A 26,221-nucleotide genomic window follows, 5' to 3' on the forward strand; every position below is an offset into this window, starting at 1 on the left:
GAGTGTTTACTGGGGCATGTAAAGGGAAGGACTGCTCAATTCCTGCTGAATGCTGCGATCCAGGTTCTGGATCCACTTGTTGTAGTTACGGTGGATCTTGCCGTCGCGGTAGCCGAGATTGTGACTGTCGCGGTAGCGGATCGAGTAGGTCGACGCGGTATAGGGAATGGTGATTTGCGCCTGGTGGCTGCGGCGGGTGATCGACGCCAGGATCTGCCCCTGGTCTGCGCGTTCCACCGTCCATTGACGGCGCTGCAGCGCGGTCAGCACCGCCCTGCGCATGTCGTCCTGGCCCTTGACCGCGGCCGGCGGGGCGCTGTTTTCGATGTTCACCACCGGCTTCGAGGTGCAGGCGGTGATGCCCAGGAGCAGAAGGGCGAGCAGAGCAATGCGGTTGAAACGAGACATCATCCATGTTCCTTGTCAGTGAAGAAGTTACGGTCTTTCAGTGCCAGCGGCGGAAGATCAGCGACGTATTGACACCGCCAAAGGCGAAATTGTTGTTCATCACGTACTCATTGTGCATCTCGCGGAATTCGCCGCGCAGATAATCCAGCTCGCCACACGCCGGATCGATCTGGTCCAGGTTGAGCGTATGCACATAGCTGTCGCTGTTGAGCATTTCGATGCTGAACCAGGATTCCAGAGCGCCGCAGGCGCCCAGGGTGTGGCCGAGGTAACTCTTCTGCGAGCTGATCGGCATGCGTGCGCCGAACAATTCGCTGGTGGCCTGGGTTTCCGCCACGTCGCCTTGCTCGGTGGCGGTGCCATGGCCGTTGATGTAGCCAATGGCATCCGCCGCCAGCGCGGCGTCTTCCAGGGCCAGTTCCATGGCGCGGCGCATGGTGGCCTGCACGGGTTTGGTGGCGTGCTGGCCATCGGCGTTGCAGCCGAAGCCGACGATCTCGGCGTGGATGGTGGCACCGCGTGCCAGCGCATGCTCGAGCTCTTCGAGCACCAGCATGCCGGCGCCTTCTCCGATCACCAGGCCGTCGCGGCCGCTGTCATAGGGGCGCGGGCTGGTGTGTGGGGCATCGTTCTTCAGGCTGGTGGCGTACAGCGCATCGAAAACCATGGCTTCGGTCGGGCACAGCTCCTCGGCACCGCCAGCGAGCATCAGTGGCAGGCGGCCGAACTTGATTGCCTCGTAGGCATAGCCGATGCCCTGGCTGCCGCTGGTGCAGGCGCTGGAGGTCGGAATCAGCCGGCCAGTGAGGCCGAAGAAGATGCTGATATTGGCCGCCGTGGTGTGCGGCATCATGCGGATGTAGGAGTTGGCGTTGAGGCCGTCGGCCACCGAGTTGATCAGCATGTTACCGAAGGCCCTGACCTCATCGGTGCTGCCGGTGGACGAGCCGCAGGCCACGCCCATACGGCCGTCCTTGATACGCGCATCGCCAAGCAGCCCGGCGTGTTCCAGCGCGCGCTCGGCGGCATAGACGGACAGCTTCGACACGCGGCCCATGCTGCGCAGTTGTTTGCGGGTCCAGTGGCCGGGTACGACGAAATCGTCCACCGGGCCGCCCAGGCGGGTGTTCATCTCGATGAAACGGTCCCACTCGTGCATGACACGAATGCCATTGCGATTGGCGCGGAAGTTCGCCGAGATGCTGTCCCAGCTATCGCCCAGGGAGGTAATGCCGGCCATGCCGGTAACGACTACGCGCTTCATCGTGCCACTTCGCTCTTGATCAACACAGACCGCCATTCACGGCGATTACCTGGCGGGTGATGTAAGCCGCCTCTTCGGACATCAGAAAATTCACCGTGCCGGCCACTTCTTCCGGAGTGCCCATGCGTGCCGCCGGGATCATCTTGAGAATTTCCTCGAGCGGTACGTGCTCGTCGAGAATCTCGGTGTCGATCAGCCCTGGCGCCACGCAGTTGACGGTGATCTTGCGTTTGCCCAACTCGATAGCCAGGGCCTTGGCTGCCCCGATGATACCGGCTTTGGACGCACTGTAATTGACCTGGCCGCGATTGCCGATCAGCCCGGAAACCGAGGTGATGCAGACGATACGCCCAGCTTTGCGGCGGCGCACCATGGGCATCGTCAACGGATGCAGGACATTGTAGAAACCGTCCAGATTTGTGCGCAGCACCACATCCCAGTCCTCTTCGCTGAGCGCCGGGAAGGCGCCGTCGCGGGTCAGGCCGGCATTGCACACGACGCCGTAATAGGCGCCGTGGGCTTCCACGTCTGCCTCCAGGGCGTTGCGGCAGGCCAGGCGGTCGGCCACGTCGAACTGCAGGATGCGGGCGCTCTGGCCGAGGGCTTCGATCTGCGCCTGCACCGCTTCGGCCTCGTCGCGGCGCGAGCGGCAGTGCAGCACCAGGTCATAACCGGCGCGGGCGAGGCGCAATGCAATGGCGCGGCCGATACCGCGGCTCGATCCGGTGACCAGAATGGTCTCGCTCATGCGGACGGCTCCTGAGAAAGGGGGGGTTCCTGAATGTAGGTGGCCACATCGCGGGGCTGAAACACGTTCAGCCTGGCCTCGACGAGTATGTCCGGGCCTTGCAGGCGGCATTCGAATACGCACATGCCGTTGTCGTCCTGCAGCGAGCGGGTAGCGGTGATGTGCAGTGTACTGCCGGCCGGGAAACGATCCACGTTGCAGGTGAAATTACGCGTGCCGAGCAGGAAACCGAGCTCCACCGGGCGGCCTTCCTGGCGTGCATGGCAACCCGCGAAGGCCGCCACGCTCTGGGCCATCAGCTCGATGCCGACCGACGCGGGCAAGCTGCCATCAGAATGGCTGAACAGCCCGCCCGGGCTTACTACCAGGCGAGTCTCTATATGCTCGGCGCCGAATGTCAGCACCTCGTCGATCAGAATCATGTCGCCAGCGTGGGGCACCAGCTCGGCGACGGGCCATACACTCACGGCAGGTCTCCTAGGGGCTGTTGGCGCTTCAGCGCACGCCGTGCGGAAGGGTCAACGGAGCCTAAAATCAAGGAAATGTTGTTGCCGCCAAAGGCGAACGAATTGCTCATCAGGTAACGGCGTCCATCCGTTGGCAGTGGAACGGGGGTGGTCGCTTCGACCAGGTTCAGGCGCGGCAGTTGCGTATCGGCCTGACCATCCCAGACATGAGGCGGCAAGCGATTGGCGGTGTTGTAATCACTCAGGGTCAGCCAGCAGAAGGCAGCCTCCAGTGCCCCGGCGGCGCCGAGGGTATGACCGGTCAGTGATTTGCTCGACGAACAGGCCACGCCGGCGGGAAACAGCGCCTGCACCGCCAGGCTCTCCATGGCGTCGTTATGGGTGGTGGCGGTGCCATGCAAGTTCAGATAGCTGATCTGCTCGGCCGCCAGGCCCGCAGCGCTCAGCGCCTTGCTCATGGCTTGCTGGGCACCGATGCCTTGAGGGTGCGGCGCAGAGATATGGTGGGCGTCGGAGCTGGCGCCGCCGCCGAGCAGGGCAATGCCCAGGGTATGATCGCCGTCGTGCGCGCGGGTCATCAGGAACAGCGCTGCGGCTTCACCGATATTGATCCCGTGGCGGTTGGCCGAGAACGGGTTGCAGCGCTCGTCGGATACCGCCTCCAGGCTGGCGAAACCGTTCAGGGTCAGCTTGCAGAGGCTGTCGACACCGCCGCACAGCACGGCATCGCACACGCCCAGTTGCAGCAGGCGCTGGGCACTGAGCAGGGCGCGAGCGCTGGAGGTGCAGGCGGTGGACTGGCAGTAAACCGGCCCACTCAGCCCCAGCCAGTCGGCGAGGAAGGTGGCCGGTGCGGCGATTTCCTGGTGGCTGTAGCGGTACTCGGCAGGCAGCACGCCGTCGTTCACGTAGGCAGCGATATGCTCGCCCGCTTCGGCGATGCCCGAGGTGCTGGTGCCGAGCATCACGGCGATGCGCCCGGCACCGTGCCGAGCGATGGCGGCCTGGATCTCGTCGTGGATTTCCAGCGCCGCGGCCAGCAGCAGTCTGTTGTTGCGGCTCGCGGCGTGTTCCTGGCCAGCGGGCATGTCCGGCAACGGCGTGTCGACCGCGCCGACGGTCACGCTGCGCTCCGGTATCCAGCCAGCCTGGCGGCGCATGCCGCTGGTGTCACCGGCGAACAGCGCATCGGCCACTGCCTGCTTGCCCTGGCCAAGGGCGCAGACCACGCCAAGGGCGTCGAGTCGAGCGATCATGGTTGTGTCTCCAAAGGGCTCACCTGGTAGCGCTGCTTGCCGTTATCCAGGCGGATGGCCAGCGGCGCCGTGTAGTGGATGCGCCAGTTGGGCGCGAGCCGACGGCTATCGGTGCCTTGCTGCTGCCAGTCGGCCAGATCGTAGGCGTGCGCCAGCTGATCGGCCGGGGTGAGGGCGAACAGCAGGGCGGCGAACAGTTCGCGGGCATCGCCGTTGGGCGGCAGCAGGCCGTCATTGTGCCAGGCGCCGGCGATCAGTGACTGTCGGGCCAGCGGCACGCCGAGCGGGTCGAACAGCGACCAGCGCAGGCTGCTGCCCTCCGCCTGAATCACCAGCAGCCAGTCCTGGCCCTCGGCGCTGCTCACCTGCAGCGAAATCGGCAGCGGGGCGACCAGCGCTGGTGATGAGTCGGGCAGCGGCGTGCGGGCGGCACAGGCCGTCAGCAACAGCGCGCAGGCGAGCAGCAACAGCTTGTTCATGTCGGCGTCTGCTCGAATGGTTTGCGCACCGCCGCATTGACCAGGGTTTCGTTGCGCTGGCCAAAGGGCTTGGGTCGGCGAATGCCCCAGCGTTCCAGCAGGCCGAAGTCCTGCGAACGGCTCCACCACAGGTAGGGGTAGGACACATTCCGCTCGCTGAACTCGAAGCCTTGGTCACGCAGCATGCCCAGGTATTCGTCGGCGCTCTTCTGCACCTCCATCGGGTGGCGGAACAGCCAGCGAATCACCCAGGTATCGATGTAGTACTTGGTCGACTCGGCGAACAGCAGCAGGCCACCGGGCTTGAGCACGCGCCAGAACTCGGCGAGGGCCTGTTCCTGCTCGACCAGATGGTGGAACGTCTGGTGACAGAAGAGGATGTCGACACTGGCATCGGGCAGTTGGATCGCCGCGCAGTCACTGACGATGAGCTGTACGTCCAGGCCCAGGCGCTGCGCTTCGGCGCGCGAGCAGTCGAGGCTGTGCGGGTCGGCATCCAGGCCGAGGATGCGGGCTGGCTGAAAGGCCCGCTGCAGCAGGGCGAACGATTTGCCCTGGCCACAGCCGGCGTCGAGCAGCACTGGAGCGTTCGGCAACGGGGCGCTGATCAGCCTGTGCAGATCGTCGATGGCCACGCGCAGCACATGGTGCTGCCACACGTGGCTTTGCAGAAACCAGAAACCGAAACCGGTTTCCTCTACATAGTTGGATGCGGCGCGATCCATCGCAATCTCCTCAGGCACTGGCGCACAGTTCGGCGAGAACCCGCAGGCGACGGCGTGGTTCGGCAACGTATGGGTTGCGCTCGTCCCAGGCATAGCCGGCGAGAATGGAACTGATCATGGCGCGGATTTCGGGCGAGGCATTGGGGTAATAGATCACGTCCTGGAAGCTGCCGTCGTACCAGCCTTCCACGTAGACGCGGAAGGTGTCGACGCCGCGTTTGAGCGGCACGGCGAAGTCCAGTTCCCAATCCACGCTTTCCCCGTTCAACTGGCGATGCAGCAGATTCGCGGCCATGCTCGCCGAGCGCATGGCGATGGTCACGCCGGAGGAGAACACCGGGTCGAGGAACTCGGCGGCATTGCCGAGCAGGGCGAAGCCAGGGCCGTGCAGGGTTTTGACATTGGCCGAGTAGCCCTTGATCTCGCCAACCGGGGTATCCCAGACGGCGTTGCCCAGCACCTTGGTCAGGCTCGGCGTTTCGGCGACGAACTGCTTGAGCGCCGCGTCCTTGTCCTCCGGGTAGCCGTCGAAGCGCTCGGCCAGGCCGACCACGCCGAGGGAGCAGCGACCGTTGCTGAACGGAATGGTCCAGAACCACACGTCGCGCAGGGTCGGGTGGGTGGTGATGAGGATCTTCTCGCGGTCGAAGGCCGGGTGATCGATACGGTCTTCGATATGGGTGAACAGCGCCTTGCGCATCGGCAGGTTGGACGGTAGCTCGAGGTCGAGCAGGCGCGGCAGCAGGCGGCCATAGCCACTGGCGTCGAGCACGAAGGTGCAGCGCACCTGGTACTCGTGGCCATCGGTCAGGCGACGCACCGACAGCAGCGGCTGCTCGCCGCTGAAGTCCACGGCGACGATTTCCTCTTCGTAGCGGATGGTCACGCCCTGGCGCTCGGCGTCGTCGGCGAGCACCTTGTCGAACGTGGCGCGCTGCACCTGGAAGGTCGAGCCGAAGCTTTTCGTGAAGGTCTCGCGGAAGTCGAAGTCGGTGTAGCGATCGTCCCAGGCGAAAGCCGCGCCGTGCTTGGTCTGGAAGCCAGCCGCGCGCACCGCGTCGATCATTCCGGCTTCTTCGACGAAGTCCAGGCAATGCGACAGCAGGCTTTCACCGATCGAGAACCGCGGGAAACGCTGGCGCTCGAGAATCAGCACCTCGTGGCCCTTGCGTTTGAGGATGGCGGCAGCGATGGCCCCGGATGGGCCGGCGCCGACTACGACGATCTGATGCTGTTGGACTTCAGGAGACTTCATAGCGGCTTTTCGCCTCGCGTGTGTATGCACGCCGACCCAGCAGGGCCGGCAGCAGGGTGGAGAACAGGCTCATCAGCAGCAGGCCGAAATAGACCATGGCATCGATCAGCTGCAATTGCAGGAGCAGGTTGAGGAAGACGATTTCGGTCAGCCCGCGGATATTCAGCAGCAGGCTTTCCTGCCACTTGATCCGCGCCGAGGCAGCGGGCTCGGCCCAATGCAGGCCAAGCCAACTGCCCAGCAGCTTGCTGGCCACTGGCGCCACCAGCAGTACGCCGACGGCGAGCCAGGAGTCCGAGGCGCCAATGCCATGGAAGTCCACGCGCAGGACGCCGCAAGTGAGGATCAGCGGAACGGCCAGGCCATTGATCAGCAGCTTCCATTGCCGCTCCGGCAGCGGCAGGCGGAACGGTACGCGGATCGCGGCGAGGCACAGCATGTAGGCGATGCCGAATACCAGTGCATTGAGCTTGAGGTTGTGCAGCAGCACCATTAGGGCGAAGAACGGCAGGCTATAGAACAGCGGGTGGCGCAGCTTGAACAGGTGCAGCAGCAGTGGCAGGGCGGCAGCCAGCAGAGGCCACAGCAGGCTGATCGGATGGCTGCTGCCCTGGGCCAGGCCGAACAGGCTCCAGCACATGAAGTCCATCAGGATCGCCGCGTGCAGCAGGCGTCTGGTCGCTGCGGGCGGATAGTCGATGCTCTGCAGGAACAGGTAGAGCACCGGGATCGCGGTGATCGAGAACAACAGGCCGATACCCACCGCGCTCAGCCAGCCATAGTCACCGGGCAGTACCCATAGCGCACAGGCCAGGCCGGCCAGCAAGGGAATCAGAAAGCTTGGCAGAGCGATCTTCAGGCATGCCGGGCTCAGCTCCAGGTCGATCACATCGCTGAGGATATAGCCCAGCAGCAGAGCGAAGCACAGGCCGTAGAGCAGGTTTATCCAGATGGGCGCGAGCAGGTCGGCCGCACTGAGTTGCAGGTGCGGCTCGACCCAGCCGAGCAACAGCGCGGGTACCGCCAGGCTGGCGACCAGCAACTGGCCAACGATGGGGATCAGGCGACGACCGCCAACGATGCTGACCAAGGCGTAGATCGCCAGGGCCAGCAGCCAGAAACCAAGCACGGTCACGCGATGACCTCCTTGTCAGACCGTGTTGCGGCCCAGGGTGAGAGCATGAAGCAGAACATCAGCCCCAGGCTGATGGCCAGGCCGAAGTTGGCGATGGCGGGTGTCTGGCTGATCAGCAGCAGGCCGAACGACAGCCAGCTGGACACCGCCGAAAGCAGGGTGCCGAGCAGGCTGACGGCGGGGCCGCCGATATTTTCGCGCATCAGGATGGCGTAATCGACACCGATGGCAGTGATCAGCAGCAGGCCGAACAGGCTGAACAGGGTCAGTGGCTGGCCCAGCCAACCCAGGCAGGCCAGCGCCGCGAGGGCGGCCAGCAGCGGCAGGCAGACCACCCGCAGTGCGCCGCCGATGCCGAACGGGATGCACAGCAGCAGCACGATCGCCAGGCAGGAGATCAGCTTGAGTTCGGCGGCGCTGATCTGGGTGGCGGCGAACAGCTTGTTCAACTCGCCCAGGCGGTCGACCAGTTGTACGCCGTCGAGGCCGTCTGCGGCGGTTTGCAGCAGTGTGCTGTCGGTCTGCCCCTGCAGGCTGACGATGGCCGCCACGCCGCTGTCGTCGCGGCCGAGCCACAGGGTTCGCCACGGTTCGCCCAGCGGGCCGGCGAGGGCCTGATCCAGACTGCTCTGCGGCTGTTCCAGCAACTGCTGCAGCTCCGCTTGCAAGGCGCTTGCCGGCACGCCCAGATCGAGCAGTGCCTGCCAGTATTTCGGCAGCTCCGTCAGGGCAGTGCGCAGCGCCTGTAGTTGTGCCTCAGGTGCTACCAGTTGGTTGAGCGACAGGTAGCTGCGCAACTGTTGGTTTTGCACCAGCGTATCCAGGCGTGCGCCCAGCGCCTGCTGGCGCTGCAGCAGTTGCGCCTCGTCGCTGGCGCGCACCAGGAAGAACTGGCTGGTGGGCTGCTGTCCGGTGAGTTCGACGATGCGTTGCGACTGGGCGAACAGCGCCGGGTCCTTGCCCAGCCATTGGCGCAGGTCGTTCTGGCTGTGCAGCTGCCAGATACCGCCAGCGCAGAACAGCAGGAACGCGCCGAGCAGCCAGAAATTGCCGTTGCCGCTCTGTATGCGGGAATGCCAGCTCAGCAGGCGTGTGGCAATCGCCAGCAAGCGAGGTGCCGGGCGCAGTCGCATGCCATCCAGCCAGGCGGGAAGCAGGCAGACCGAACAGAGGTAGGCCCCGATCAGGCCCGCAGCGGAGAACGCCGCGATCTGGGTGAGGGCCGGGAACGGCGTGAAGGCCAGTGCCAGGTAGCCGATCAGGTTGGTGCCCAGGCTCAGACTCAGGCCTGGCAGGGTACTGCGCAGCGCGCTCCAGCTGCGCCACTCCACATGGCCCCAGCTCTTGCTCAGGTAATGCAGCGGGTAGTCGGCCGCGACACCGATCAGGCTGGCGCCCAGTACCAGAGTCAGGGCATTGATCTGCCCGAAGATGAGCACGCAGGCGGCGCTGCCAGCCAGCAGGGCGACGCCGATGGGCAGCAGGCTGAGCAGTACGCGCGGGCGCCTGAATGCCAGCAGCAGAAGTAGCAGGGTACCAAGGCTGGCGGCACCGCCGATCAGGGTCATCTCGCCCATGGCCTTGCTCTGGCCTGCCGCGGCATACAGGGCACCACCGGTGGCGAGCAACTGGCCGCCCGCGGCCTCGGTGGTGGCACGCGCTGCCTGGATGCTCTGGGCGATGGCCAGTGGCGCCTGCATGTCGAAGGCGTCGCCGCGGCTGTGCAGGTTCAGCACCGCCCAGGTCATGCCTGATTCCTTGACCAACAAGGTGCCGCTGGCCAGATCCGGCTGTATGCGGCCGCCGAAATTCAATGCCTGTTGAGCACGCCCGCCGAGGCCAAGCCAGTCCTGTTCCGGGGCAAGCAGGCTGAAGGACGCGAAGGGGTCGAACAGCTCGGCAGTGCGCTGCTCGATGAAGGCTTGCGGGTGTTCGGTCAGTAACTGACGGTCGGCAGCAGGCAGCAGGTTGAGGCGGCTTTCACGCAGATCCTGGCGGAGCGCATCCAGATCGTTGTCGAGTGTCCAGCGCACCTTTTCGAAGTGACCGCTATCGCGCCATTGCTGACCGAGGGTCGCCGCGAGGTCCACGGCACGGTCGCGCTCGGGGTGGCCGACCAATACCAGCACATCGCGCTGAATGGGCTCCTGCATGCGCGCTTCGGCCTGTTGCAGGCGGGCATCGCCTGCGCCACTGGGCAGCAGGGCGAGCATGCTGGCTGCCACCGGCGGGCCGCTGCGCCACTGCCAGGCCGTCAGCGCGAGCAGCGCCAGCAGCAGCACGGCGAACAGCCGCGGCAGGCGGCGCTCGATAAGTGCTTTTCCAGGTTCAGCGGGCAAGATCACTGCGCTCCTGTTCGCTCAGGCTGTCGTCCACCACGCTGGCGGGCATGCGCATCAGTGTGCGGTCGCCCTGGGTTTCGTGCAGTTCGATGCGCTCGACCAGATCGCCACCGCTGATATCGATGCGGCTGAATACCTGCTTGAGCAGCATCGACGTCGGCAGCAGGGTCAGCGTCCAGGCCTTGGCGTCGCCGCTCAGTTGCAGGTCGAAATCCCGTGCCAGGCCGGTGTGGTCGCCCTTGAGCACGTCGAGGAAAAGGCGGCTCTGTTGCGCGGCAACGTCGCGCCCCGGTTGCATCTGCCAGCCGTCAGGAGTGCGTCGGGCGATCCCCTTGGAGTCGATACGGTAGTCCTGCTGCAGCGGCTTGCGCAGCTTCCAGAGCAGGCTGGCATCGGCGGTGAGCACGAACTCGCCGGTGCTGGTCAGGGGCTGGGGCAGGGCACGCAGATGCTTTTCCTGAATGAACGGCCCGCGAACCACGGCATGCTGGGAGAGCTGCTTGCCGAGTTCGTCGAGGGTCAGAGGCTCTGCCTGGCTGCACAGCGTGGTCAGCATCAGGCCGAGCAGCACAACGAAGCGCGTAGGTAACTTCATGCGATCACCCGCTGTACGGCATCGATGAATACCTGAGGGGAGGCCAGCTGCATCTCGCGGCTGGCTATTTCCACGGCCACCTGCACGCTGCTGCCGCGGGTCATGCGCTCGCCGGTAGCGGTGTCGCTGATCAGGTAGTGGATCTTCAGACGGTTTTCCCACTCCACCAGATCGGCGCACACGGTAATGCGCTGGCCGAACTGGGCACCGCGGATATAGCGCAGTTGCAGATCGATCACCGGCCAGGCGTAGCCACTGTCGCGCATCTGCGGGTAGCCGTGGGCGAGCCGGTCGAGCAGTGCACAGCGGGCCTGCTCGAAGTATTTGACGTAGTGGCCGTGCCAGACGATTTCCATCATGTCCACGTCGAAGAACGGCACGAGGATTTCCACCTCGGCCTGCAGAACGCCTTTAGCGCGCATGGGCGATGAGCTCCCCTGTCATGACATAGAATGTGGGAGCGCGCCATGCGCGCGATTCGCGGGCATGGCGCGCTCCCACAGGTTCATCGGCATGAGGCGAATTACGCATAAAGGCTCCAGTGCTGGGCACGGATGCGTTGCAGGCACAGGCGCAGTTCGCCTTCCAGGGCGCGATCTTCGATCAGCGGCGGGAAGTCTTCGCCCAACTGCCCGCGCATGTCCGCGAGGGCGGCCGGCAGAACGCTGGCTTCGGCGCGCTGGCGCAGCCAGACACCCTGATTGGCAGCCAGCAGCGTGGCCGCGGCGACCTGCTCGGCCAGCTCCAGGCTGCGCAGGGCGTCACGGGCGGCGATGGTGCCCATGCTCACCTTGTCCTGGTTGTGGCATTCGGTGGAGCGCGAGAACACGCTTGCCGGCAGGGTGTTCTTCAACGCCTCGGCCGTCCAGGCGCTGGCACCGATCTGCACGGCCTTGAAGCCATGGTTGATCATCGCGGTCTCTGCCGGGGCACCGGACAGGTTGCTTGGCAGGCCGTGGTTGTAACGGGTGTCGACCAGCAGGGCGAGCTGACGGTCGAGCAGGTCGGCGAGGTTGCCGATCAGGTTCTTCAGGCTGTCCATGGCGAAGGCGATATGCCCGCCGTAGAAATGCCCGCCGTGCAGTACGCGTTCCTCGTCGGGGTCGATCAGCGGGTTGTCGTTGGCGCTGTTCAGCTCGGTTTCGATGAACTGGCGCAGCAGCCCCAGGCTGTCGGCCAATACGCCAAGCACGTGTGGCGCGCAGCGGATCGAGTAGCGATCCTGCAGGCGGTGCAGCGGGGCGGTCGGCGCGTCGATGGCCAGGTCCTGGCGAATCCAGGCGGCCACCTGGTTCTGGCCCGGGTGCGGCTTGGCGGCGAACAGGCGCTCGTCGAAGTGTTCCGGGTTGCCCTGCAGGGCGATCACGTTGAGCGCGGTGATGCGTGTCGCCAGCTTGAGCAGGTAATCGGCGCGGGAATAGGCCTGGCAGGCCAGGGCGGTCATCACCGCGGTGCCGTTCATCAGCGCCAGGGCTTCCTTGGGGCGCAGCACCAGCGGCGTCCAGCCCAGTTCGGCGTGAACGTCAGCGGCGCTGCGGCGTTCGCCGCGATACATCACCTCGCGCTCGCCACACAGGGTCGCAGCGATGTAGGACAGCGGCGTCAGATCGCCACTGGCGCCCACCGAGCCCTCTTCCGGAATCAGCGGCAGCACGTCGTGTTCGATGAACGCCTGCAGACGCTCCAGCAGCTCCAGGCGAACCCCGGACATGCCCTGGCAGAGCGACTGCAAGCGGGCCGCCAGCACCGCTCGGGTGGCCTGCTCGTCGAGCAGCTTGCCCAGGCCGCAACCGTGGAAGGTGTACAGATGACGGGGCAGCGCCTCGACCTGGTGCAGCGGTACCGCCACCACGCAGGAGTCGCCGTAGCCGGTGGTGATGCCGTAGATCATGCCTTCGCGGTCCAGCAGGCTGTCGACGAATCGCGCACCGCGGCCAATGCGATCGCGCCATTCGGCACTGCTGTCCAGCTCGCCGCGCGCAGTGCGCTGGGCCAGGCCGACGATCTGTTCAAGACGCAGCGGCTGAGCGCCGAAGGTCACCGTTTCAGGCTGATTGGTTGTCATGGTCGTTCCAGAACGGATAGAAATTGAACCACTGCCGCGGGGCTTGCAGGCAGCGTTGGGCCAGGTGGTCGGCGTAGCGTTGTGCCCAGGCCTGGATGACCGCTTCGCGCTCGCTGCGCTTCCACTGCACGGCCTCGGTGAACGGCTGCAGCATGACCTTGTAGCGGCCATCGATCTTCAGGCAGTCGATCAGGTTGACCGGGCACTGCAACAGCCCGGCGAGCAGCCAGGGGCCCTGGGGCAGGGGCGCCGACTGGCCGAGAAAGTCCACGTTCACCGTACGCTCGCCGTGCAGTGGCACGCGATCGCCGGCGATTGCCAGCCATTCGCCGCGCTCCAGGTGATCGGCCAAGCGCATCATCACCGCCGGGTCCAGTTCGCTGACCTGAATCAGCCGCAGGTTGTTGGCACCGGTTTCCTTGAGCAGGCGATTGAACTGCTCGGCGTGCCGGGTGTGAACGAGCACGTTCATGCGCACCTGGGCGCTCAGCTCGGCCAGGGCACGGCACACTTCGAGGTTGCCCAGGTGGGCGCCGACCAGCAGCTGGCCGCGTGTTCCGCTCATCTGGCCGTGCAGCCCGTGCGGGTCGATCAGTTCGATGTCGCTGAAATTCAGGCGGCCGCTCCATACGTCCAGTTTGTCCAGCAGGCTGTCGGCGAAGGCCATGAACTGGGCGAATACCGAGCGACGGGTCGGGCGCAGCTCAGGGCGCGCGCTCCAGCTCGCCAGGTTGTTCTGATAGTGGCGAACGCTGCGCCGCGCCTTGGCACCGAACAGGAAGAAGTACGCGACGATCAGATACAGCAGCGGGCTCAGTGCACGGCGGCCCAGGTAGCGGGAGGCCAGGGCGGTGAATTTCATCAGGGCGAAACTGCCGCGCTCGCGCTGGCCGGCCCAATGTCTGCTGCGGTCCATCAGCGCCACCGCCGGTAGAGCAGCATGGGCGCCCGGCAGAGCATGCCGAAGAACAGCCGCGCATGCATTTTCGAGATCAGTACGTTGTCCTGCCACAGGCGGAAATGCGAGACGCCATCCGCGGGATAGTGCACGCGGGTCGGCAGCCAGCGCATCGGCTGCCCACGCCAGGACAGGCGCACGAGAATTTCCGAGTCGAAATCCATGCGCTTGCCGAGTTTCGCCGAGTCGATCAGCGCCACGCTGGCGGCCAGCGGGTAGACGCGAAAGCCGCACATGGAATCGCGGATCTGCAGCGACAGGCTGTTGATCCACACCCAGACGTGGGTCAGGTAGCGGGCGTAGAGGCGGCCCTTGGGCACGCTGGCGTCGTACTGCGGGTAGCCACAGACGATCGCCTCGGGATGGGCACGGGATTCGTCGAGAAAGGCCTCTACCGCCAGCAGGTCGTGCTGGCCATCGGCGTCCACTTGCAGGGCATGGCTGAACCCCAGGCGCTGCGCTTCGCGCAGGCCGGCCATTACCGCGCCGCCCTTGCCCTGATTCTCGGGCAAACGCAGCAGGTAGGTATCGGCTTCAGTCGCGAGCTTGTCGATTACTGCCGCGCAAGCGGCGCCGGATGCATCGTCGACCAGCACGCAAGGCAGCCCGGCTTCGAGCAGGGCGGCGACCACTGCGGGCAACGCATGCTCATGGTTGTACACCGGGATCAGCGCGCAAGGGCGGTGAGCGGCAGCAATCGGTGTCATGGCGCGGCCTTGAGCAGGATGCGGCCGGAGGAGCAGTTGGCCTCGCCGTTGCGGAAGGTGAAGTACAGCTTGTTACGCTCGGCGTCGAAACGCAGGGTCAGCTGCAGGCGGTCGCCAGGGCGCACCAGTTGCTGGAACTTGAGCACTTCCATGCCGCCGAACAATGGCGGCAGATCGCTGATCAGGGTACGCGCCAACTGTTGCGCCCAGTCGATCTGCACCACACCTGGCAGCACCGGCGTGCCCGGAAAGTGGCCGCTGAAGTGCGCCAGATCCAGGGGCACGTCCAGTTCCAGATGCCACTCGTCTTGCTCTTCCCGTGCGCTGATCGGCGCGACCCGCGTGGGGCGGTCGGCGGCCAGCAGGTCGTTGACCTGCGCCTGACCCAGCTTGCCCTGGCTGCTGTACGGCAGATGGGGCAGCAGGCGCCAGCGGCGTGGCAGGGCGATGGGTTCGCAATGGCCGGCCAGGTGCTGGCGCAGGCTCTCGGTCAGATGGCGACGGCCCTGATTACGCAACACGTGCAGGCCTTCCGGAGACAGCGCCACCAGTGCGCCGAGAAAGGCACGGCCCTGCTGCAAGACGCCAAGGCGCGCTTCACTGACCCATTCATGCAGCGCCAGGGCCTGCTCCAGCAGGGGCAGGGAAATGCGTTTTTCTTCCAGTTTGACGATGCGGTCCAGGCGGGCGCCGAGCATGAAGCGGCCATCAGCCTCGATTTGTGCGGCATCGGCCATCTGTTCCCAATGCCCGGCAGGCAGATAAGGCGAGCTCAGGCGCAGTGCGCCTTCGTCGTTCAGCTCGAGCTTCACGTCAGCGAACGGCAGCCAGTGTTCTCCGCCCTGACGCCAGGCGATGCCACCGGTTTCCGAACTGCCGTAGATTTCCGTCGGCCACTGGCCCAGGCGCTGCTGCACGGAGGCGGCCGCTTCGGCTGGCAATGCGCCGCCGGAAGAAAATACCTGACGCACGCGGCTCAGTGCCGGCCAGTCCAGGTTGTCGCCCATGCGCTTGAGCAGCGCTGGGCTGGTGATCCAGGCGAAAGCCGGATGAGGCAGGCTGGCCAGTTGCAGGTCTTCAGGAAAGGGCAGCGCCCTGGGCAGAAATACCCGTCCAGCGCACAGCGGCCAGAGCACACGGAACAGCAGCCCGTAGATGTGCTGAGCGGCCACGCTGCCGATGATCAGGGCATCGCCGAGGCGTTCGCCCCACAGCGTTTCCAGTGCCTGCACTTCGTTGGCCAGCTGGCCAAGGCTCTTGTCGATCAGCTTGGGTTCGCCGCTGGAGCCCGAGGTGCACAGGGTCAGGTGGCAGCGCTCACGATCCAGCGGGCGGGCGGCCAGGGGGGCAGCAGCCATCGAGTCATCGAGGTGCTCCAGCCACAGGTCGACCTGGGCACCAAGGCGCTGGCGCGTCTGCTGCTGCGCATCGGCAGGCAGCAGGACGTGAATGTCGGCCTGCCAGGCGGCGAGCAGGGCAATGGCCAGCTCGGAGGCGTCTTCCAGGTGCAGGGCGATGCGCTTCACACCCGCTGCCTGCCAGTGTGCCGCCAGGCTCAGAGCTCGCCCGCACAGCTGTGCGTGATCGAGCGCCGGGGTTACCTGGCGGCTGGCGTCCGCCTCCAGCAGCAGGTTTTCAAGGCTCAGCCAGTTCATGCGAATCTCCTTACACGTTGACGCACCAGCCATTCGCCGGCGAATAGCAGGCCCATCAGCAGGTAAGAAATCAGCCCGGTGTAGAGTGTCCACCAGGACAGCGGTGCCCACAGGTTCAGGGCCACCACCACCAGGCCGTTGGCGAGCAGGAACACTGCCCAGACTTCGGTTACCCGGCGGGTGTACCGCACCGCGACCTCGGGCAAATTGGGCTCGCGCAGGCGTGCCAGGCGTTCAGCTATCGGCATGCCGATCTTCAGGCTGCCGGCGAACAGCGCCAGCAACAGGGCGCTGACCAGTACCGGGTACCAGCGCAGCAGCGCCGGCTCATCGGCCAGGGCCAGCAACAGGCAGAACACCAGCACCGCACCGGTCATCCTGCGGCTGTTGCGATCATTCGGGTTGGCGAGCAGGCGGGCCAGCCAGAGGCCGCCGAGCAGCCCGGCGAACACCGCGGGCGAAAGATGGCCCGCGCCGAAATACACGGCGAACGGATAGGCCACGCTGGCCAACGCTACCAGCAGGCCGAGCAGACGGCTCATGCCGGTTCCGCATTGACCAACTGGTAGACCGCTTCGACCACGTCACCGACGGTACGTACCGACTTGAACGCTTCGGCGGCAATCTTCTTGCCGGTCTGGCGCTTGATATGGTCGATCAGATCGACGGCATCGATGCTGTCGATTTCCAGGTCTTCGTACAGGTTGGCATCCAGGCTGATCCGCTCGGGGCTCAGCTCGAACAGCTCTACCAGGGCGTCGCGCAAGGTGGCGAAGATTTCGTCACGGGTTTGCATGGTGTCCTTCCTCAGGCTGCCTGGCGGCTGGCAACGAAGGCTGCCAGGCTGGCCACGTTGGCGAAGTGGGTGCGGGTGTCCTTGGCTTCGGCATCGATCTTGATGCCGAAACGCTTCTGGATCGCCAGACCCAGCTCCAGGGCGTCGACCGAGTCCAGGCCAAGGCCTTCACCGAACAGGGTGAGGTCGTCGTCGATGTCCTGGGGGGTGATGTCTTCGAGTCCCAGGGAGTCGATGATCAGGTGTTTGATTTCAAGCTGTAGAGCGCTCATCTCTTGCGAGCTCCTTTATGAAATGCTGATGCAAATGGTCGTTGAGTTTGCGAGACGCTACCGGTGCAGCACCCATCGCGCTGAACTGGGCCGGATCGATGTCCTCACCCACGCGCAGGTGAATGTGGAAGCGCCGCGCTGGAATTCGGTACCAGGGCTCTGCCTTGGTCAGGGTGGTAGGTGTGACGCTGATGACCACCGGGGTAATCACACGGGCGCCACGCAAGGCGATGGCCGCGGCACCCCGGTGGAACTCCGGTGCACAGCCTGGCGTGGTGCGCGTGCCTTCCGGAAAGATGACCAGCGTCTGGCCTTGCTGCAGTGCACCGGCCGCTTCATCGAGCATGTCCATGCTGCCGCTGTTGCTGATGTAACCCGCGGAGCGGATCGGCCCACGCATGCAGGGGTTGTTCCACAGGCTTTGCTTCACCACGCAGTTGGCGTTGCGAGTGAAGGCGATGGTCACCACCACATCGATCAGCGAGGGGTGATTGGCGATGATCATCTGTCCGGGGCGGCCCAGGCGGTCGGCATGCTCGACTTCATAGGTGAGCACGCCACTGCGGTGCATGAACTTGACGAAGGTGCGGAAATTCCAGCTCACCACCTGGCGGGCGCGACGCTGCTGAGCCGCGGCACCGCCCGGCAGCAATGACAGCACGGGAAACACCAGCACACGAAGTACCACGCCGCCGATGCCGAACAGGGTAAAGCTCGCCGCCGTCGCGATCAGTCGCCACCAGTAGGGCGCGCTGTAGCGCCTCACGGGCTTTTGTGTGACCAGGTCCATTGGCGCTCTTTCCAGGTGTGTTCGAGGGTTGTGCAGCCGTTGCACAGGCCTTGTATCAGGCTCAGTGGGTGCGGCCACGGCGCGCGTGGGCCGGTGCCCGTACGCAGTTGCAAACTCCAGTCTTCGCCTGGTACCAGCAGCAGAGCCAGTGCGTAGGGGAATGGAACATCGTCAATAAACGAGGCGTAAAGTTCCGGCTGGGCCTCTTCTCCGATCACCAGCAGCACTGCCGGTGCGCCATCGGCGAGCAGCGTTGCGGCTTCGAGCATGGCCATTTCCAGGCCATCGCCTTCTCCGGCCAGCGCGGTCATCTCGCTGGTATCGCCGCGCAGGATCGACCATTGACCGATGATCGCGTTGTGCACAGAAAGACTGAACTGTGTCGGCGACAGCGGTTCTGCTACTGCAAGGTCCTGGAGAATGGCCAGGTTGCGCGGGGTTTCGCCATGACGTGACGCGAACACCAGCGGCAAGGCCGAGTGACCTTCGGCAAGCGGCCAGGCGACCTGAAAAACCATGCGAGCCAAACGGCTCAAGCGACGGCGTTGCAGGGCCGGCAGAAAGCTGACATCCGGGCTCTCGCCAGAATCGTGCAGGTGCTCGGGCGCCTTGCTCCAGGCGAGCCAGTCATCCGTACTGTCCAGGCCGGGGGCCCAGGCACGCCATTGATCGATCCTGAAATGCATTTCTAGATGGAACTCTGCTTGGCCCGCCGGGCATTCCTTGTCTGTACGACTGCCCTGTGCGACAAGAGCCTTGTCGATGGGAGCGATGCTGCACTGCCATTATCCGGGTGATAACTTGGCCCCGCAAACATTAAGTAGCGATTTTCTGATGTATGACGCGTTTCACCGCGTTTCTCGCTACTGTCAAGAACATATGCCTAGTATCAATGTACTAGGGGCTTTGGAGGTTTCGGTGCTACCACGCGGTTTGCGCTGAAAGTCCGGCGGACCCGGCTCAATATGGAGGTGCAGATGCGGCGCGTGGTTTTCAATCAGAAGGGTGGAGTGGGCAAATCCAGCATTGCCTGCAACCTGGCGGCGGTGAGTGCCTCCCAGGGTTATCGGACGTTGCTGGTCGATCTGGATGCTCAGGCCAATTCGTCCCACTACCTGACCGGGCTGACCGGTGACGATATCCCCATGGGCATCGCCGACTTCTTCAAGCAGACCCTGTCCAGCGGGCCGATTTCCAAGAAGAGCAAGGTCGATATCTACGAAACGCCGTTCGAGAACCTGCATGTGATCACCGCCACGGCCGAGCTGGCGGAACTGCAGCCCAAGCTGGAGCAGAAGCACAAGATCAACAAGCTGCGCAAATTGCTCGAAGAGCTTTCCGAGGACTACGAGCAGATCTATCTGGATACGCCGCCAGCGCTGAATTTCTATACGGTTTCCGCATTGATTGCCGCCGATCGCGTGTTGATTCCCTTCGATTGCGACACCTTCTCGCGCAACGCCCTGTTTGGCTTGCTGCGCGAGATCGAAGAGCTGAAGGAGGATCACAACGAAACGTTGGAAGTGGAGGGCATCGTGGTCAACCAGTTTCAGCCGCGTGCTTCGCTGCCGCAGCAACTGCTCGACGAGCTGATCGCCGAAGGGCTGCCGGTGCTGCCGGTGAACCTGATGAGCTCGGTGAAGATGCGTGAATCACACCAGGCATGCACGCCGTTGATCTATCTCGACCCCCGGCACAAGCTCACTCAGCAGTACGTCGAGCTGCACGACCTGTTGCAGCAGCGCTGATCGCGTCAGGCCAAGGCTTTGCTATCACTGCGCTCAACCACAGGCTACGGTGATGCTGCTCTAGGTCACGCAGGGAGACCCGGCTGAGGCAGGGTACGCATTGCTCATGTTCAAACGCCCTGAGTGTTCAACCAGGCGAGCAGTTGCGGCAGGGGCAGGGCGCCGCTCTGCCTGGCCACTTCCTTGCCGTCACGAAACAGAATCAGACTGGGAATCGAGCGAATACCCAACTGGGTGGAGAGCTGTGGGTTGGCCTCGCTGTCCAGCTTTCCCAGTCGGCAGCGGGTACGCAGTTCGCTGGCCGCCTGCGTGAAAGTCGGTGCGAAACTGCGGCAGGGGCCGCACCACGAGGCCCATACGTCGACCAGCAACGGCAGGTCGCCCTTGAGTTGTGCGGCGAAGTTGCCCTGGCTGAGGTCGAACGGCGCACCCGGAAGCGCCTCGGCCTTGCAGTGGCCACAACGCGGCGCCTCGCTCAGGCGGGCCGCAGGAATGCGGTTGAGGCTACTGCAACGGGGGCAGGGGATGATCGGCGAATCGCTCATGACAGGCTCCGGAAAGTCATTCAAGTCTCCGCAGACTATGGACTGCGCCCTGCCATCGCAAGGCGCACCTCATGCTCAGGTCAGGCTGGCGTAGATGTTGTAGGCACTGATGCAGGTGATCAGACAGCCGACGATGGTCAGCAGGGTACGTGCCGACAGCGTCTTGCACAGCAGGGCCGCCAGCGGCGCGGCGAACATGCCGCCGAACACCAGGCCGGCGACCATCAACCAGGTATCCGGCTGACCCGCCAGGAGGATGAAGGATGTTGCACTGGTGATGGTCAGGAAGAATTCGGCGAAGTTGACCGAGCCAATGGTGGTGCGCGGGTCGCTGCCCGAGCCGAGCAGGCTGCTGGTGACCACCGGGCCCCAGCCACCACCGCCAGCGGCGTCGACGAAACCGCCGAACAGCGCCAGCTTGCCGACGTGTTTTGGCTCCTTCCTGACCAGCCTCACGTGACGATAGGCCTTGTGCAGGATGTACAGGCCCATCAGCAGCAGGTAGGCGGAGATGAAGGGCTTCATCACGTCGCCATCGAAGGTGGTGATCAGCACCGCGCCGAGAATCGCACCGATGATGCCCGGCAGCAGCAGGCGTAGAAAAAGCGCCTTGTTGACGTTGCCCAGTTTGGCGTGGGAAATCCCCGACAGCCCGGTGGTGAACACTTCGGCGATGTGCACGCTGGCGCTGGCGGCAGCGGGTGTGGCGCCGGTACTGAGCAGGAAGGTCGTGGCAGTGATGCCGTAGGCCATGCCCAGCGCACCGTCGATGACCTGTGCGAAGAAGCCGACTGCCACGGCGCTCCAGAAGGCGCGACTGGTCAGCGCATCTTCGATGATCTCCAGGCCGGTGCTTTCGTGGTTGCCGAAGAACAGGCGCCAGGCGAGGAACAGCAGCAGGCCAGCCAGGGTGAGGATGGCGAACCACATGGCGGCGCGCAGGATCGGGTGGTTGTCCGGGTGGGAGACGTGGTCTTCCAGGGGGGGTAATCCCAGTGCCTGGTGTTCGTCGTTGACCGGGCTGTTGCTGAGATCGAGATTGCGAATTTTCATGCAGTGCAAAGGCCTGACAGCGGGTGGTAGAACAGGCGAGTTGAAGCGGCGCGACGATAAACGGCTTTTGCCTGCAGGTCTAAGAACCTTTGGAAAGGTCTATATGCCTATTCGGTTTAATAGATAAGCAAATGCTCGCCAGTCGGCTATACCAAGACTGCGTGCCAGCGTTCGCGTGCGGCGAGGGTTATCATGGATCGTTTGCGGGGGAGAGGTTGAGGCATGAAGGCAGCGGTGAAAAAGTGGGTGCGCCTGACCGGGCTGGTAGTTGCCGTGACTGCCATGACCTTCTTCGCCCTGCGGATTTACGACGCCCAGAGCAAGCCTGATCTGAGCCCCTGGCATACCTTCGTGCCCCACGAGCTGAATGCCGATGAACTGGACTCCGCCAGTTGGCAGGATTACCTGCTGGCCGAACAGGCACTGTTCGCCTCGCTGCCGGACAAGGTCTACCAGCGCCTCGACGATGCCGAGCGCGTGCCGGACAACCGCTACTTCGCGGACAGCCCGCTGAATGCCTCGCGCTTCGAATGGGACTGGAACCGATCCTACGTGCTGGAGCCCGATGGCGAGCCGAAAGGCGCCGCCGTGATGCTTCACGGGCTGACCGACTCACCCTACAGCCTGCGGCACATTGCCAAGCTGTATCGCGACGCCGGTTTCATCGTCGTCGGCCTGCGTCTGCCGGGGCACGGCACCACGCCCGGCGCGCTCACCGACGTGACCTGGCAGGACTGGCTGGCCGCCACCCGCCTGGCCGTTCGCGAGGCCAGGCGGCTGACCAACGCTGGTGACCCGCTGCATCTGGTCGGCTATTCGGCAGGCGGTGGTCTGGCGCTCAAGTACGCTCTCGATGCCCTCGGTAACGATGAACTGGCGCGGCCGGATCGATTGACCCTGATCTCGCCGATGATCGGCGTGGCCGGTTATGCCCGCTTCGCCGGGCTGGCGGGGCTGCCTGCCATATTCCCGGCTTTCGCCAAGGCCGCCTGGCTGGATGTACTGCCCGAGTACAACCCGTTCAAGTACAACTCCTTCGCCCTCAACGCGGCGCGGCAGTCCTACCTGTTCACCTCGGCCCTGCAAGAGCAGATCGCCACGTTGAGCCAGCGCGGTGCTTTGCAGGATCTGCCGCCGCTGCTGACGTTCCAGTCGCTGGTCGATTACACGGTCAGCACGCCCGCGGTGGTCGACGCCCTGTACGCTCATCTGCCCGCCAATGGCAGCGAACTGGTGCTGTTCGACCTCAACCGTTTCGTCGACTTCGGGCCGTTGCTCGGTGCTCATGCCAAATCACCTACCGACTTGCTGCCAGCCACGCCGCGTCATTACCGCACCACGCTGATCGGCAATACTTCGTCGCAGACGCTGGATGCTGCCGCCCGTATCACCGAAGCCGATGCCACTGAGGAACAGGTGATACCGCTCGGCCTGGCATTCCCCCGTGAAGTGTTCTCGCTGTCCCACGTCGCCCTGCCATTTCCGCCGAGCGACTCGTTGTATGGCTTGCAGCCTGACGAGCCGGAGGATTACGGCGTGCACCTCGGCGCGTTGTCCGTGCGTGGTGAGCGAGGGGTGCTGCTGGTCAGCATGGAAGCCCTGCAGCGGGTGACGTCCAATCCGTTCTATCCCTATATGGTTCAGCGACTGGCTGAGCATGCCGGGTTCGAGGCGGCCAGGCAGTAGTCCGGATCGCCCATGCGGGTGGGCGCGAGCTAGGCGCGCTCCGTAGGCGACGACCCTTCGGCGAAGGTTACGCAATTACCATCATCGCATCGCCCGCAAGCGGGCTCCTACGGAGTTGGTGACGCACCCGACCATGTAGGAGCCGGCTTGCCGGCGAATGGCGGCCACGGCGCGTGCTTGCGAAATGACCATCATCGCATCGCGCCTAAGTCCACGCTCCTGCAGCGATGGCGTTTTACCGTTTTTTGGCCGCTGTCAGCTGGCTCAAGCCACTGCGTTGGCGCGTGCCGCATGCAGCTTCTTGTAGCTGTCGATCAGGCGCAGATGCCGGTCGAGGCCTTCGAGCTTCATGCTGGTCGGCGTCAGGCCATGGAAGCGCACGCTGCCGGCCACCGAGCCGATTGCCGCGTCCATGCGCTCGCCGCCGAACATGCGCCGCAGGTTGTGTTCGAAGTTGCTCAGCTCGAGGTCGTCCTCCAACTGGATCTCCAGCACCGCGTTTACCGCCTGATAGAACAGCCCGCGCTCGACGGTGTTGTCGTTGTACTGCAGGAAGGCCTCGACCAGCTCCTTGGCATCGTCGTATTTCTTCAGCGCCAGGTGGATCATCAGCTTCAGTTCGAGAATGGTCAGTTGGCCCCACACCGTGTTGTCGTCGAATTCGATGCCGATCAATGTGCTGATATCGGTGTAGTCGTCGACCTCGGTGTTGTTCAGGTTGCGCAGCAGCGACTTCAGTTCGCGGTCGCTCAGGGCATGCAGGTTGAGGATGTCCTTGCGGAACAGCAGCGCCTTGTTGGTGTTGTCCCAGATCAGGTCTTCGACCGGATAGATCTCCGAGTAACCCGGCACCAGGATGCGGCAGGCGTTGGCGCCGAGGTCATCGTAGGTCGCTACGTACACCTCCTTGCCGAGGTCTTCGAGGATGCCGAACAGGGTGGCGGCCTCCTGCTCGTTGGAGTCGGCGCCTTGCCCGGAGAAATCCCATTCGACGAATTCGAAGTCGGCCTTGGCGCCGAAGAAGCGCCAGGACACCACGCCGCTGGAGTCGATGAAGTGTTCGACGAAGTTGTTCGGCTCGGTCAGCGCCAGGCTGTCGAACGTTGGCTGCGGCAGGTCGTTGAGGCCCTCGAAACTACGGCCTTGCAGCAGTTCGGTGAGGCTGCGCTCCACCGCCACCTCAAGGCTCGGGTGCGCGCCGAAGGAGGCGAATACGCCGCCGGTGCGCGGGTTCATCAGGGTGACGCACATCACCGGAAATTCACCGCCCAGGGACGCATCCTTGACCAGCACTGGGAAGCCTTGTTCTTCCAGGCCCTGGATGCCGGCGACGATGCCCGGGTATTTGGCCAGTACGTCCTGCGGCACGTCCGGCAGGCACAGCTCGCCTTCGAGAATCTCGCGTTTCACCGCCCGCTCGAAAATCTCCGACAAGCACTGCACCTGCGCTTCGGCCAGGGTGTTGCCGGCGCTCATGCCGTTGGAGAGGTACAGGTTCTCGATCAGGTTGGACGGGAAATACACCGTCTCGCCATCGCTCTGGCGCACGAAGGGCAGCGAGCAGATGCCGCGCAGCGTGTTGCCCGAGTTGGTGTCGTACAGGTGCGAGCCGCGCAGCTCGCCATCCGGGTTGTAGATGGCCAGGCAATGCGCGTCGAGGATATCTTCGGGCAACGCATCTTTCGGGCCCGGCTTGAACCAGCGCTCGTTGGGGTAATGGACGAACTCTGCATTGGCGATGTCCTCGCCCCAGAACTGGTCGTTATAGAAGAAGTTGCAGTTCAGCCGCTCGATGAACTCGCCCAGCGCCGAGGCCAGGGCGCTTTCCTTGGTCGAGCCCTTGCCGTTGGTGAAGCACATCGGCGACTGCGCGTCGCGAATATGCAGCGACCAGACGTTGGGCACGATGTTGCGCCAGGAGGCGATCTCGATCTTCATCCCCAGGTCGGCGAGGATGCCCGACATGTTGGCAATGGTCTGCTCGAGCGGCAGATCCTTGCCCGCAATGTAGGTGGTGGTATCTGACACCGGCATCAACAGCGCCTGGGCATCGGCGTCGAGGTTGTCGACTTCCTCGATGATGAATTCGGGGCCCTGCTGCACCACCTTCTTCACCGTACAGCGATCGATGGAACGCAGGATGCCCAAGCGATCCTTCTCCGAGATATCGGCGGGCAACTCGACCTGAATCTTGAAAATCTGCGCGTAGCGGTTTTCCGGGTCGACGATGTTGTTCTGCGACAGGCGAATGTTCTCGGTGGGAATGTCCCGCGTCTGGCAGTACAGCTTGACGAAGTAGGCCGCGCACAAGGCCGACGAAGCCAGGAAATAGTCGAACGGCCCCGGTGCCGAGCCATCGCCCTTGTAGCGGATGGGCTGATCGGCGATCACCGTGAAGTCATCGAATTTGGCTTCGAGGCGAAGGTTGTCGAGAAAATTGACCTTGATTTCCATGGAGCGGCACCGGCAAGCAAAACGAATGGCCGGCATTATCCGGGTTTTCGCCAGGAAGTCTTGTGCGTGGCCGGGTTGGCGGCTGAGTGGTGGCTTGTTGGCTGAATGCGTCGGAAAGCCGCTTTACCAAGATCTTTTATGCGCATAAATTGTGCGCATTACTTGGCGAGGAAATTCTCATGCTGTCTTCGTACGATCTGAACGCTCCGAAACGAGCCGCCAACCTTCGTGTCAACGAGGATCTGCTCAACAAGGCCAAGGCTCTCGACATCAACCTCTCTGCCACCCTGGAGAAGGCATTGGCCCAGGCGCTAAAGGAAAAGCAGCGTGAGCAATGGTTGGCAGACAACCGACAGGCCATCACTGCATACAATGAGCATGTCGAGTCCAATGGCGTGTTCAGTGACGAATTGCGGAGCTTCTGATGACGCAATTTGCCGTTTACGAAAACACTAATCCTGCCACCAAGGCCGCCGTGCCCTTGCTGCTCAATGTACAGAGCGACCTGCTCGCGGAGCTCGGTACGCGGGTTGTCGTGCCGCTGTATACAGCCCGCGCCATGCAGGGAAAAATGCTGAGAACCCTCACCCCGCGGTTTGAAATCGAGGGTGAGCACTACGTGATGATGACGCCGCAAATGGCCGGTATTGCCAAAAAACAGCTGGGTGCCAAGATTGCGGATTTAGCGGCGCAGCGTGATGAAATCATCGCGGCGCTTGATCTGCTCATTACCGGTATTTGAGCAACCTTGTCCGAGGTGTAGGGCGTATTAGCCGCAGGCGTAATTCGACAAAACGGTTCGCGGTAAACGACGGATT

28 protein-coding genes are annotated in these 26,221 nt (G+C 63.9%); 4 read left to right on the forward strand and 24 right to left on the reverse strand.

The genetic code is table 11. The annotated features are described in order from the left end of the window. Window positions 1-6: 6 nt before the first annotated feature. The 21 genes from QRN22_RS07355 to QRN22_RS07455 all read right to left on the reverse strand — a co-directional run bounded on the left by QRN22_RS07355 (window position 7) and on the right by QRN22_RS07455 (window position 18,603). Window positions 7-411, reverse strand: a complete 405-nt coding sequence (locus QRN22_RS07355; protein WP_042552268.1) for a hypothetical protein — start codon at window positions 409-411, stop codon at window positions 7-9. Between the two features lie 34 nt (window positions 412-445). Continuing rightward, window positions 446-1,672: a beta-ketoacyl-ACP synthase gene (locus QRN22_RS07360; protein ID WP_042552269.1), complete on the reverse strand. Its 1,227-nt coding sequence runs from the start codon at window positions 1,670-1,672 to the stop codon at window positions 446-448. A gap of 19 nt (window positions 1,673-1,691) precedes the next feature. Continuing rightward, window positions 1,692-2,420 (reverse strand): 3-oxoacyl-ACP reductase FabG, encoded by a 729-nt coding sequence (fabG, locus tag QRN22_RS07365; RefSeq protein ID WP_042552270.1) that lies wholly within the window; start codon window positions 2,418-2,420, stop codon window positions 1,692-1,694. Beyond that, window positions 2,417-2,887: a hotdog family protein gene (locus QRN22_RS07370; RefSeq protein ID WP_156152650.1), complete on the reverse strand. Its 471-nt coding sequence runs from the start codon at window positions 2,885-2,887 to the stop codon at window positions 2,417-2,419. Before QRN22_RS07370 ends, fabG begins: the two co-directional genes overlap by 4 nt. Then, complete coding sequence (locus QRN22_RS07375) at window positions 2,884-4,143, reverse strand: beta-ketoacyl-[acyl-carrier-protein] synthase family protein (protein WP_042552271.1); 1,260 nt, start codon at window positions 4,141-4,143, stop codon at window positions 2,884-2,886. Before QRN22_RS07375 ends, QRN22_RS07370 begins: the two co-directional genes overlap by 4 nt. Then, on the reverse strand, window positions 4,140-4,622 hold the full coding sequence (locus QRN22_RS07380; protein WP_042552272.1) for a DUF3261 domain-containing protein: 483 nt from the start codon (window positions 4,620-4,622) through the stop codon (window positions 4,140-4,142). The genes QRN22_RS07375 and QRN22_RS07380 overlap by 4 nt, the downstream gene beginning before the upstream one ends. Continuing rightward, the gene (locus QRN22_RS07385; RefSeq protein ID WP_042552273.1) at window positions 4,619-5,347 is read right to left on the reverse strand and encodes a class I SAM-dependent methyltransferase; all 729 of its coding nucleotides are present in this window, start codon (window positions 5,345-5,347) and stop codon (window positions 4,619-4,621) included. The genes QRN22_RS07380 and QRN22_RS07385 overlap by 4 nt, the downstream gene beginning before the upstream one ends. A 10-nt stretch (window positions 5,348-5,357) precedes the next feature. After that, complete coding sequence (locus QRN22_RS07390; RefSeq protein WP_042552274.1) at window positions 5,358-6,602, reverse strand: NAD(P)/FAD-dependent oxidoreductase; 1,245 nt, start codon at window positions 6,600-6,602, stop codon at window positions 5,358-5,360. Continuing rightward, the gene (locus QRN22_RS07395) at window positions 6,589-7,737 is read right to left on the reverse strand and encodes a cation:proton antiporter (protein ID WP_042552275.1); all 1,149 of its coding nucleotides are present in this window, start codon (window positions 7,735-7,737) and stop codon (window positions 6,589-6,591) included. The genes QRN22_RS07390 and QRN22_RS07395 overlap by 14 nt, the downstream gene beginning before the upstream one ends. Continuing rightward, the gene (locus QRN22_RS07400; protein WP_156152651.1) at window positions 7,734-10,076 is read right to left on the reverse strand and encodes an MMPL family transporter; all 2,343 of its coding nucleotides are present in this window, start codon (window positions 10,074-10,076) and stop codon (window positions 7,734-7,736) included. The genes QRN22_RS07395 and QRN22_RS07400 overlap by 4 nt, the downstream gene beginning before the upstream one ends. After that, window positions 10,066-10,674, reverse strand: a complete 609-nt coding sequence (locus tag QRN22_RS07405; RefSeq protein WP_042552277.1) for an outer membrane lipoprotein carrier protein LolA — start codon at window positions 10,672-10,674, stop codon at window positions 10,066-10,068. The genes QRN22_RS07400 and QRN22_RS07405 overlap by 11 nt, the downstream gene beginning before the upstream one ends. Further along, window positions 10,671-11,096, reverse strand: a complete 426-nt coding sequence (locus QRN22_RS07410; protein ID WP_042552278.1) for an acyl-CoA thioesterase — start codon at window positions 11,094-11,096, stop codon at window positions 10,671-10,673. The genes QRN22_RS07405 and QRN22_RS07410 overlap by 4 nt, the downstream gene beginning before the upstream one ends. Window positions 11,097-11,197: 101 nt before the next feature. After that, window positions 11,198-12,739, reverse strand: a complete 1,542-nt coding sequence (locus QRN22_RS07415) for an HAL/PAL/TAL family ammonia-lyase (protein WP_042552279.1) — start codon at window positions 12,737-12,739, stop codon at window positions 11,198-11,200. Beyond that, the gene (locus QRN22_RS07420; RefSeq protein ID WP_042552280.1) at window positions 12,720-13,655 is read right to left on the reverse strand and encodes a lysophospholipid acyltransferase family protein; all 936 of its coding nucleotides are present in this window, start codon (window positions 13,653-13,655) and stop codon (window positions 12,720-12,722) included. The genes QRN22_RS07415 and QRN22_RS07420 overlap by 20 nt, the downstream gene beginning before the upstream one ends. After that, a complete protein-coding gene (locus tag QRN22_RS07425; RefSeq protein ID WP_042552281.1) occupies window positions 13,655-14,404 on the reverse strand; it encodes a glycosyltransferase family 2 protein in 750 nt (249 codons plus the stop codon). Before QRN22_RS07425 ends, QRN22_RS07420 begins: the two co-directional genes overlap by 1 nt. Next, on the reverse strand, window positions 14,401-16,059 hold the full coding sequence (locus QRN22_RS07430) for an acyl-CoA synthetase family protein (RefSeq protein ID WP_042552282.1): 1,659 nt from the start codon (window positions 16,057-16,059) through the stop codon (window positions 14,401-14,403). Before QRN22_RS07430 ends, QRN22_RS07425 begins: the two co-directional genes overlap by 4 nt. Beyond that, entirely contained in the window at window positions 16,056-16,601 is a 546-nt protein-coding gene (locus tag QRN22_RS07435; RefSeq protein WP_042552283.1) for a COG4648 family protein, read from the reverse strand. Before QRN22_RS07435 ends, QRN22_RS07430 begins: the two co-directional genes overlap by 4 nt. Further along, complete coding sequence (locus tag QRN22_RS07440; protein ID WP_042552284.1) at window positions 16,598-16,855, reverse strand: acyl carrier protein; 258 nt, start codon at window positions 16,853-16,855, stop codon at window positions 16,598-16,600. Before QRN22_RS07440 ends, QRN22_RS07435 begins: the two co-directional genes overlap by 4 nt. Before the next feature lie 11 nt (window positions 16,856-16,866). Further along, window positions 16,867-17,127, reverse strand: a complete 261-nt coding sequence (locus tag QRN22_RS07445; RefSeq protein WP_042552285.1) for a phosphopantetheine-binding protein — start codon at window positions 17,125-17,127, stop codon at window positions 16,867-16,869. Beyond that, window positions 17,108-17,917, reverse strand: coding sequence for a lysophospholipid acyltransferase family protein (locus QRN22_RS07450; RefSeq protein WP_197076951.1), 810 nt, complete (start codon window positions 17,915-17,917; stop codon window positions 17,108-17,110). Before QRN22_RS07450 ends, QRN22_RS07445 begins: the two co-directional genes overlap by 20 nt. After that, the gene (locus tag QRN22_RS07455) at window positions 17,890-18,603 is read right to left on the reverse strand and encodes a beta-ketoacyl synthase chain length factor (protein WP_042552286.1); all 714 of its coding nucleotides are present in this window, start codon (window positions 18,601-18,603) and stop codon (window positions 17,890-17,892) included. The genes QRN22_RS07450 and QRN22_RS07455 overlap by 28 nt, the downstream gene beginning before the upstream one ends. Window positions 18,604-18,894: 291 nt before the next feature. Here QRN22_RS07455 and QRN22_RS07460 point away from each other — a divergent pair, with 291 nt between their 5' ends. Further along, the gene (locus tag QRN22_RS07460) at window positions 18,895-19,665 is read left to right on the forward strand and encodes a ParA family protein (RefSeq protein WP_042552287.1); all 771 of its coding nucleotides are present in this window, start codon (window positions 18,895-18,897) and stop codon (window positions 19,663-19,665) included. A 110-nt stretch (window positions 19,666-19,775) separates the two neighbouring features. Here the strand turns inward: QRN22_RS07460 and trxC are convergent, their stop codons facing one another. Together trxC and QRN22_RS07470 are read right to left on the reverse strand one after the other, a co-directional pair. Further along, entirely contained in the window at window positions 19,776-20,210 is a 435-nt protein-coding gene (trxC, locus tag QRN22_RS07465) for a thioredoxin TrxC (protein WP_042552288.1), read from the reverse strand. Between the two features lie 75 nt (window positions 20,211-20,285). Next, complete coding sequence (locus QRN22_RS07470; RefSeq protein ID WP_042552289.1) at window positions 20,286-21,263, reverse strand: sulfite exporter TauE/SafE family protein; 978 nt, start codon at window positions 21,261-21,263, stop codon at window positions 20,286-20,288. 222 nt (window positions 21,264-21,485) lie between these two features. Here QRN22_RS07470 and QRN22_RS07475 point away from each other — a divergent pair, with 222 nt between their 5' ends. After that, window positions 21,486-22,949 carry an alpha/beta hydrolase gene (locus QRN22_RS07475; protein WP_042552290.1) on the forward strand — a complete coding sequence of 488 codons (1,464 nt, stop codon included), beginning with the start codon at window positions 21,486-21,488 and terminating at the stop codon, window positions 22,947-22,949. Between the two features lie 264 nt (window positions 22,950-23,213). On the opposite strand, the gene QRN22_RS07480 is transcribed toward QRN22_RS07475, so the two are convergent. Continuing rightward, window positions 23,214-25,403, reverse strand: coding sequence for an OsmC domain/YcaO domain-containing protein (locus tag QRN22_RS07480; protein WP_042552291.1), 2,190 nt, complete (start codon window positions 25,401-25,403; stop codon window positions 23,214-23,216). A 179-nt stretch (window positions 25,404-25,582) separates the two neighbouring features. Between QRN22_RS07480 and QRN22_RS07485 the strand changes: the two genes are divergently transcribed. Together QRN22_RS07485 and QRN22_RS07490 are read left to right on the forward strand one after the other, a co-directional pair. Further along, a complete protein-coding gene (locus QRN22_RS07485; protein ID WP_042552292.1) occupies window positions 25,583-25,828 on the forward strand; it encodes a type II toxin-antitoxin system CcdA family antitoxin in 246 nt (81 codons plus the stop codon). Next, window positions 25,828-26,145 carry a CcdB family protein gene (locus QRN22_RS07490; protein WP_042552293.1) on the forward strand — a complete coding sequence of 106 codons (318 nt, stop codon included), beginning with the start codon at window positions 25,828-25,830 and terminating at the stop codon, window positions 26,143-26,145. The genes QRN22_RS07485 and QRN22_RS07490 overlap by 1 nt, the downstream gene beginning before the upstream one ends. The last annotated feature ends 76 nt before the right edge of the window (window positions 26,146-26,221 follow it).

The organism is Pseudomonas sp. MEJ086, assembly GCF_030209025.1.
In the GTDB taxonomy this organism is placed as follows: domain Bacteria; phylum Pseudomonadota; class Gammaproteobacteria; order Pseudomonadales; family Pseudomonadaceae; genus Aquipseudomonas; species Aquipseudomonas fulva_A.

Bases quoted from the DNA above. Each gene is read 5' to 3' on its own strand.
- QRN22_RS07355 (WP_042552268.1), bottom strand. From the start codon at position 411: ATGATGTCTCGTTTCAACCGCATTGCTCTGCTCGCCCTTCTGCTCCTG.
- QRN22_RS07360 (WP_042552269.1), bottom strand. From the start codon at position 1,672: ATGAAGCGCGTAGTCGTTACCGGCATGGCCGGCATTACCTCCCTGGGC.
- fabG (WP_042552270.1), bottom strand. From the start codon at position 2,420: ATGAGCGAGACCATTCTGGTCACCGGATCGAGCCGCGGTATCGGCCGC.
- QRN22_RS07375 (WP_042552271.1), bottom strand. From the start codon at position 4,143: ATGATCGCTCGACTCGACGCCCTTGGCGTGGTCTGCGCCCTTGGCCAG.
- QRN22_RS07380 (WP_042552272.1), bottom strand. From the start codon at position 4,622: ATGAACAAGCTGTTGCTGCTCGCCTGCGCGCTGTTGCTGACGGCCTGT.
- QRN22_RS07385 (WP_042552273.1), bottom strand. From the start codon at position 5,347: ATGGATCGCGCCGCATCCAACTATGTAGAGGAAACCGGTTTCGGTTTC.
- QRN22_RS07390 (WP_042552274.1), bottom strand. From the start codon at position 6,602: ATGAAGTCTCCTGAAGTCCAACAGCATCAGATCGTCGTAGTCGGCGCC.
- QRN22_RS07405 (WP_042552277.1), bottom strand. From the start codon at position 10,674: ATGAAGTTACCTACGCGCTTCGTTGTGCTGCTCGGCCTGATGCTGACC.
- QRN22_RS07410 (WP_042552278.1), bottom strand. From the start codon at position 11,096: ATGCGCGCTAAAGGCGTTCTGCAGGCCGAGGTGGAAATCCTCGTGCCG.
- QRN22_RS07415 (WP_042552279.1), bottom strand. From the start codon at position 12,739: ATGACAACCAATCAGCCTGAAACGGTGACCTTCGGCGCTCAGCCGCTG.
- QRN22_RS07420 (WP_042552280.1), bottom strand. From the start codon at position 13,655: ATGGACCGCAGCAGACATTGGGCCGGCCAGCGCGAGCGCGGCAGTTTC.
- QRN22_RS07425 (WP_042552281.1), bottom strand. From the start codon at position 14,404: ATGACACCGATTGCTGCCGCTCACCGCCCTTGCGCGCTGATCCCGGTG.
- QRN22_RS07430 (WP_042552282.1), bottom strand. From the start codon at position 16,059: ATGAACTGGCTGAGCCTTGAAAACCTGCTGCTGGAGGCGGACGCCAGC.
- QRN22_RS07435 (WP_042552283.1), bottom strand. From the start codon at position 16,601: ATGAGCCGTCTGCTCGGCCTGCTGGTAGCGTTGGCCAGCGTGGCCTAT.
- QRN22_RS07440 (WP_042552284.1), bottom strand. From the start codon at position 16,855: ATGCAAACCCGTGACGAAATCTTCGCCACCTTGCGCGACGCCCTGGTA.
- QRN22_RS07445 (WP_042552285.1), bottom strand. From the start codon at position 17,127: ATGAGCGCTCTACAGCTTGAAATCAAACACCTGATCATCGACTCCCTG.
- QRN22_RS07450 (WP_197076951.1), bottom strand. From the start codon at position 17,917: ATGGACCTGGTCACACAAAAGCCCGTGAGGCGCTACAGCGCGCCCTAC.
- QRN22_RS07455 (WP_042552286.1), bottom strand. From the start codon at position 18,603: ATGCATTTCAGGATCGATCAATGGCGTGCCTGGGCCCCCGGCCTGGAC.
- QRN22_RS07460 (WP_042552287.1), top strand. From the start codon at position 18,895: ATGCGGCGCGTGGTTTTCAATCAGAAGGGTGGAGTGGGCAAATCCAGC.
- trxC (WP_042552288.1), bottom strand. From the start codon at position 20,210: ATGAGCGATTCGCCGATCATCCCCTGCCCCCGTTGCAGTAGCCTCAAC.
- QRN22_RS07470 (WP_042552289.1), bottom strand. From the start codon at position 21,263: ATGAAAATTCGCAATCTCGATCTCAGCAACAGCCCGGTCAACGACGAA.
- QRN22_RS07475 (WP_042552290.1), top strand. From the start codon at position 21,486: ATGAAGGCAGCGGTGAAAAAGTGGGTGCGCCTGACCGGGCTGGTAGTT.
- QRN22_RS07480 (WP_042552291.1), bottom strand. From the start codon at position 25,403: ATGGAAATCAAGGTCAATTTTCTCGACAACCTTCGCCTCGAAGCCAAA.
- QRN22_RS07485 (WP_042552292.1), top strand. From the start codon at position 25,583: ATGCTGTCTTCGTACGATCTGAACGCTCCGAAACGAGCCGCCAACCTT.
- QRN22_RS07490 (WP_042552293.1), top strand. From the start codon at position 25,828: ATGACGCAATTTGCCGTTTACGAAAACACTAATCCTGCCACCAAGGCC.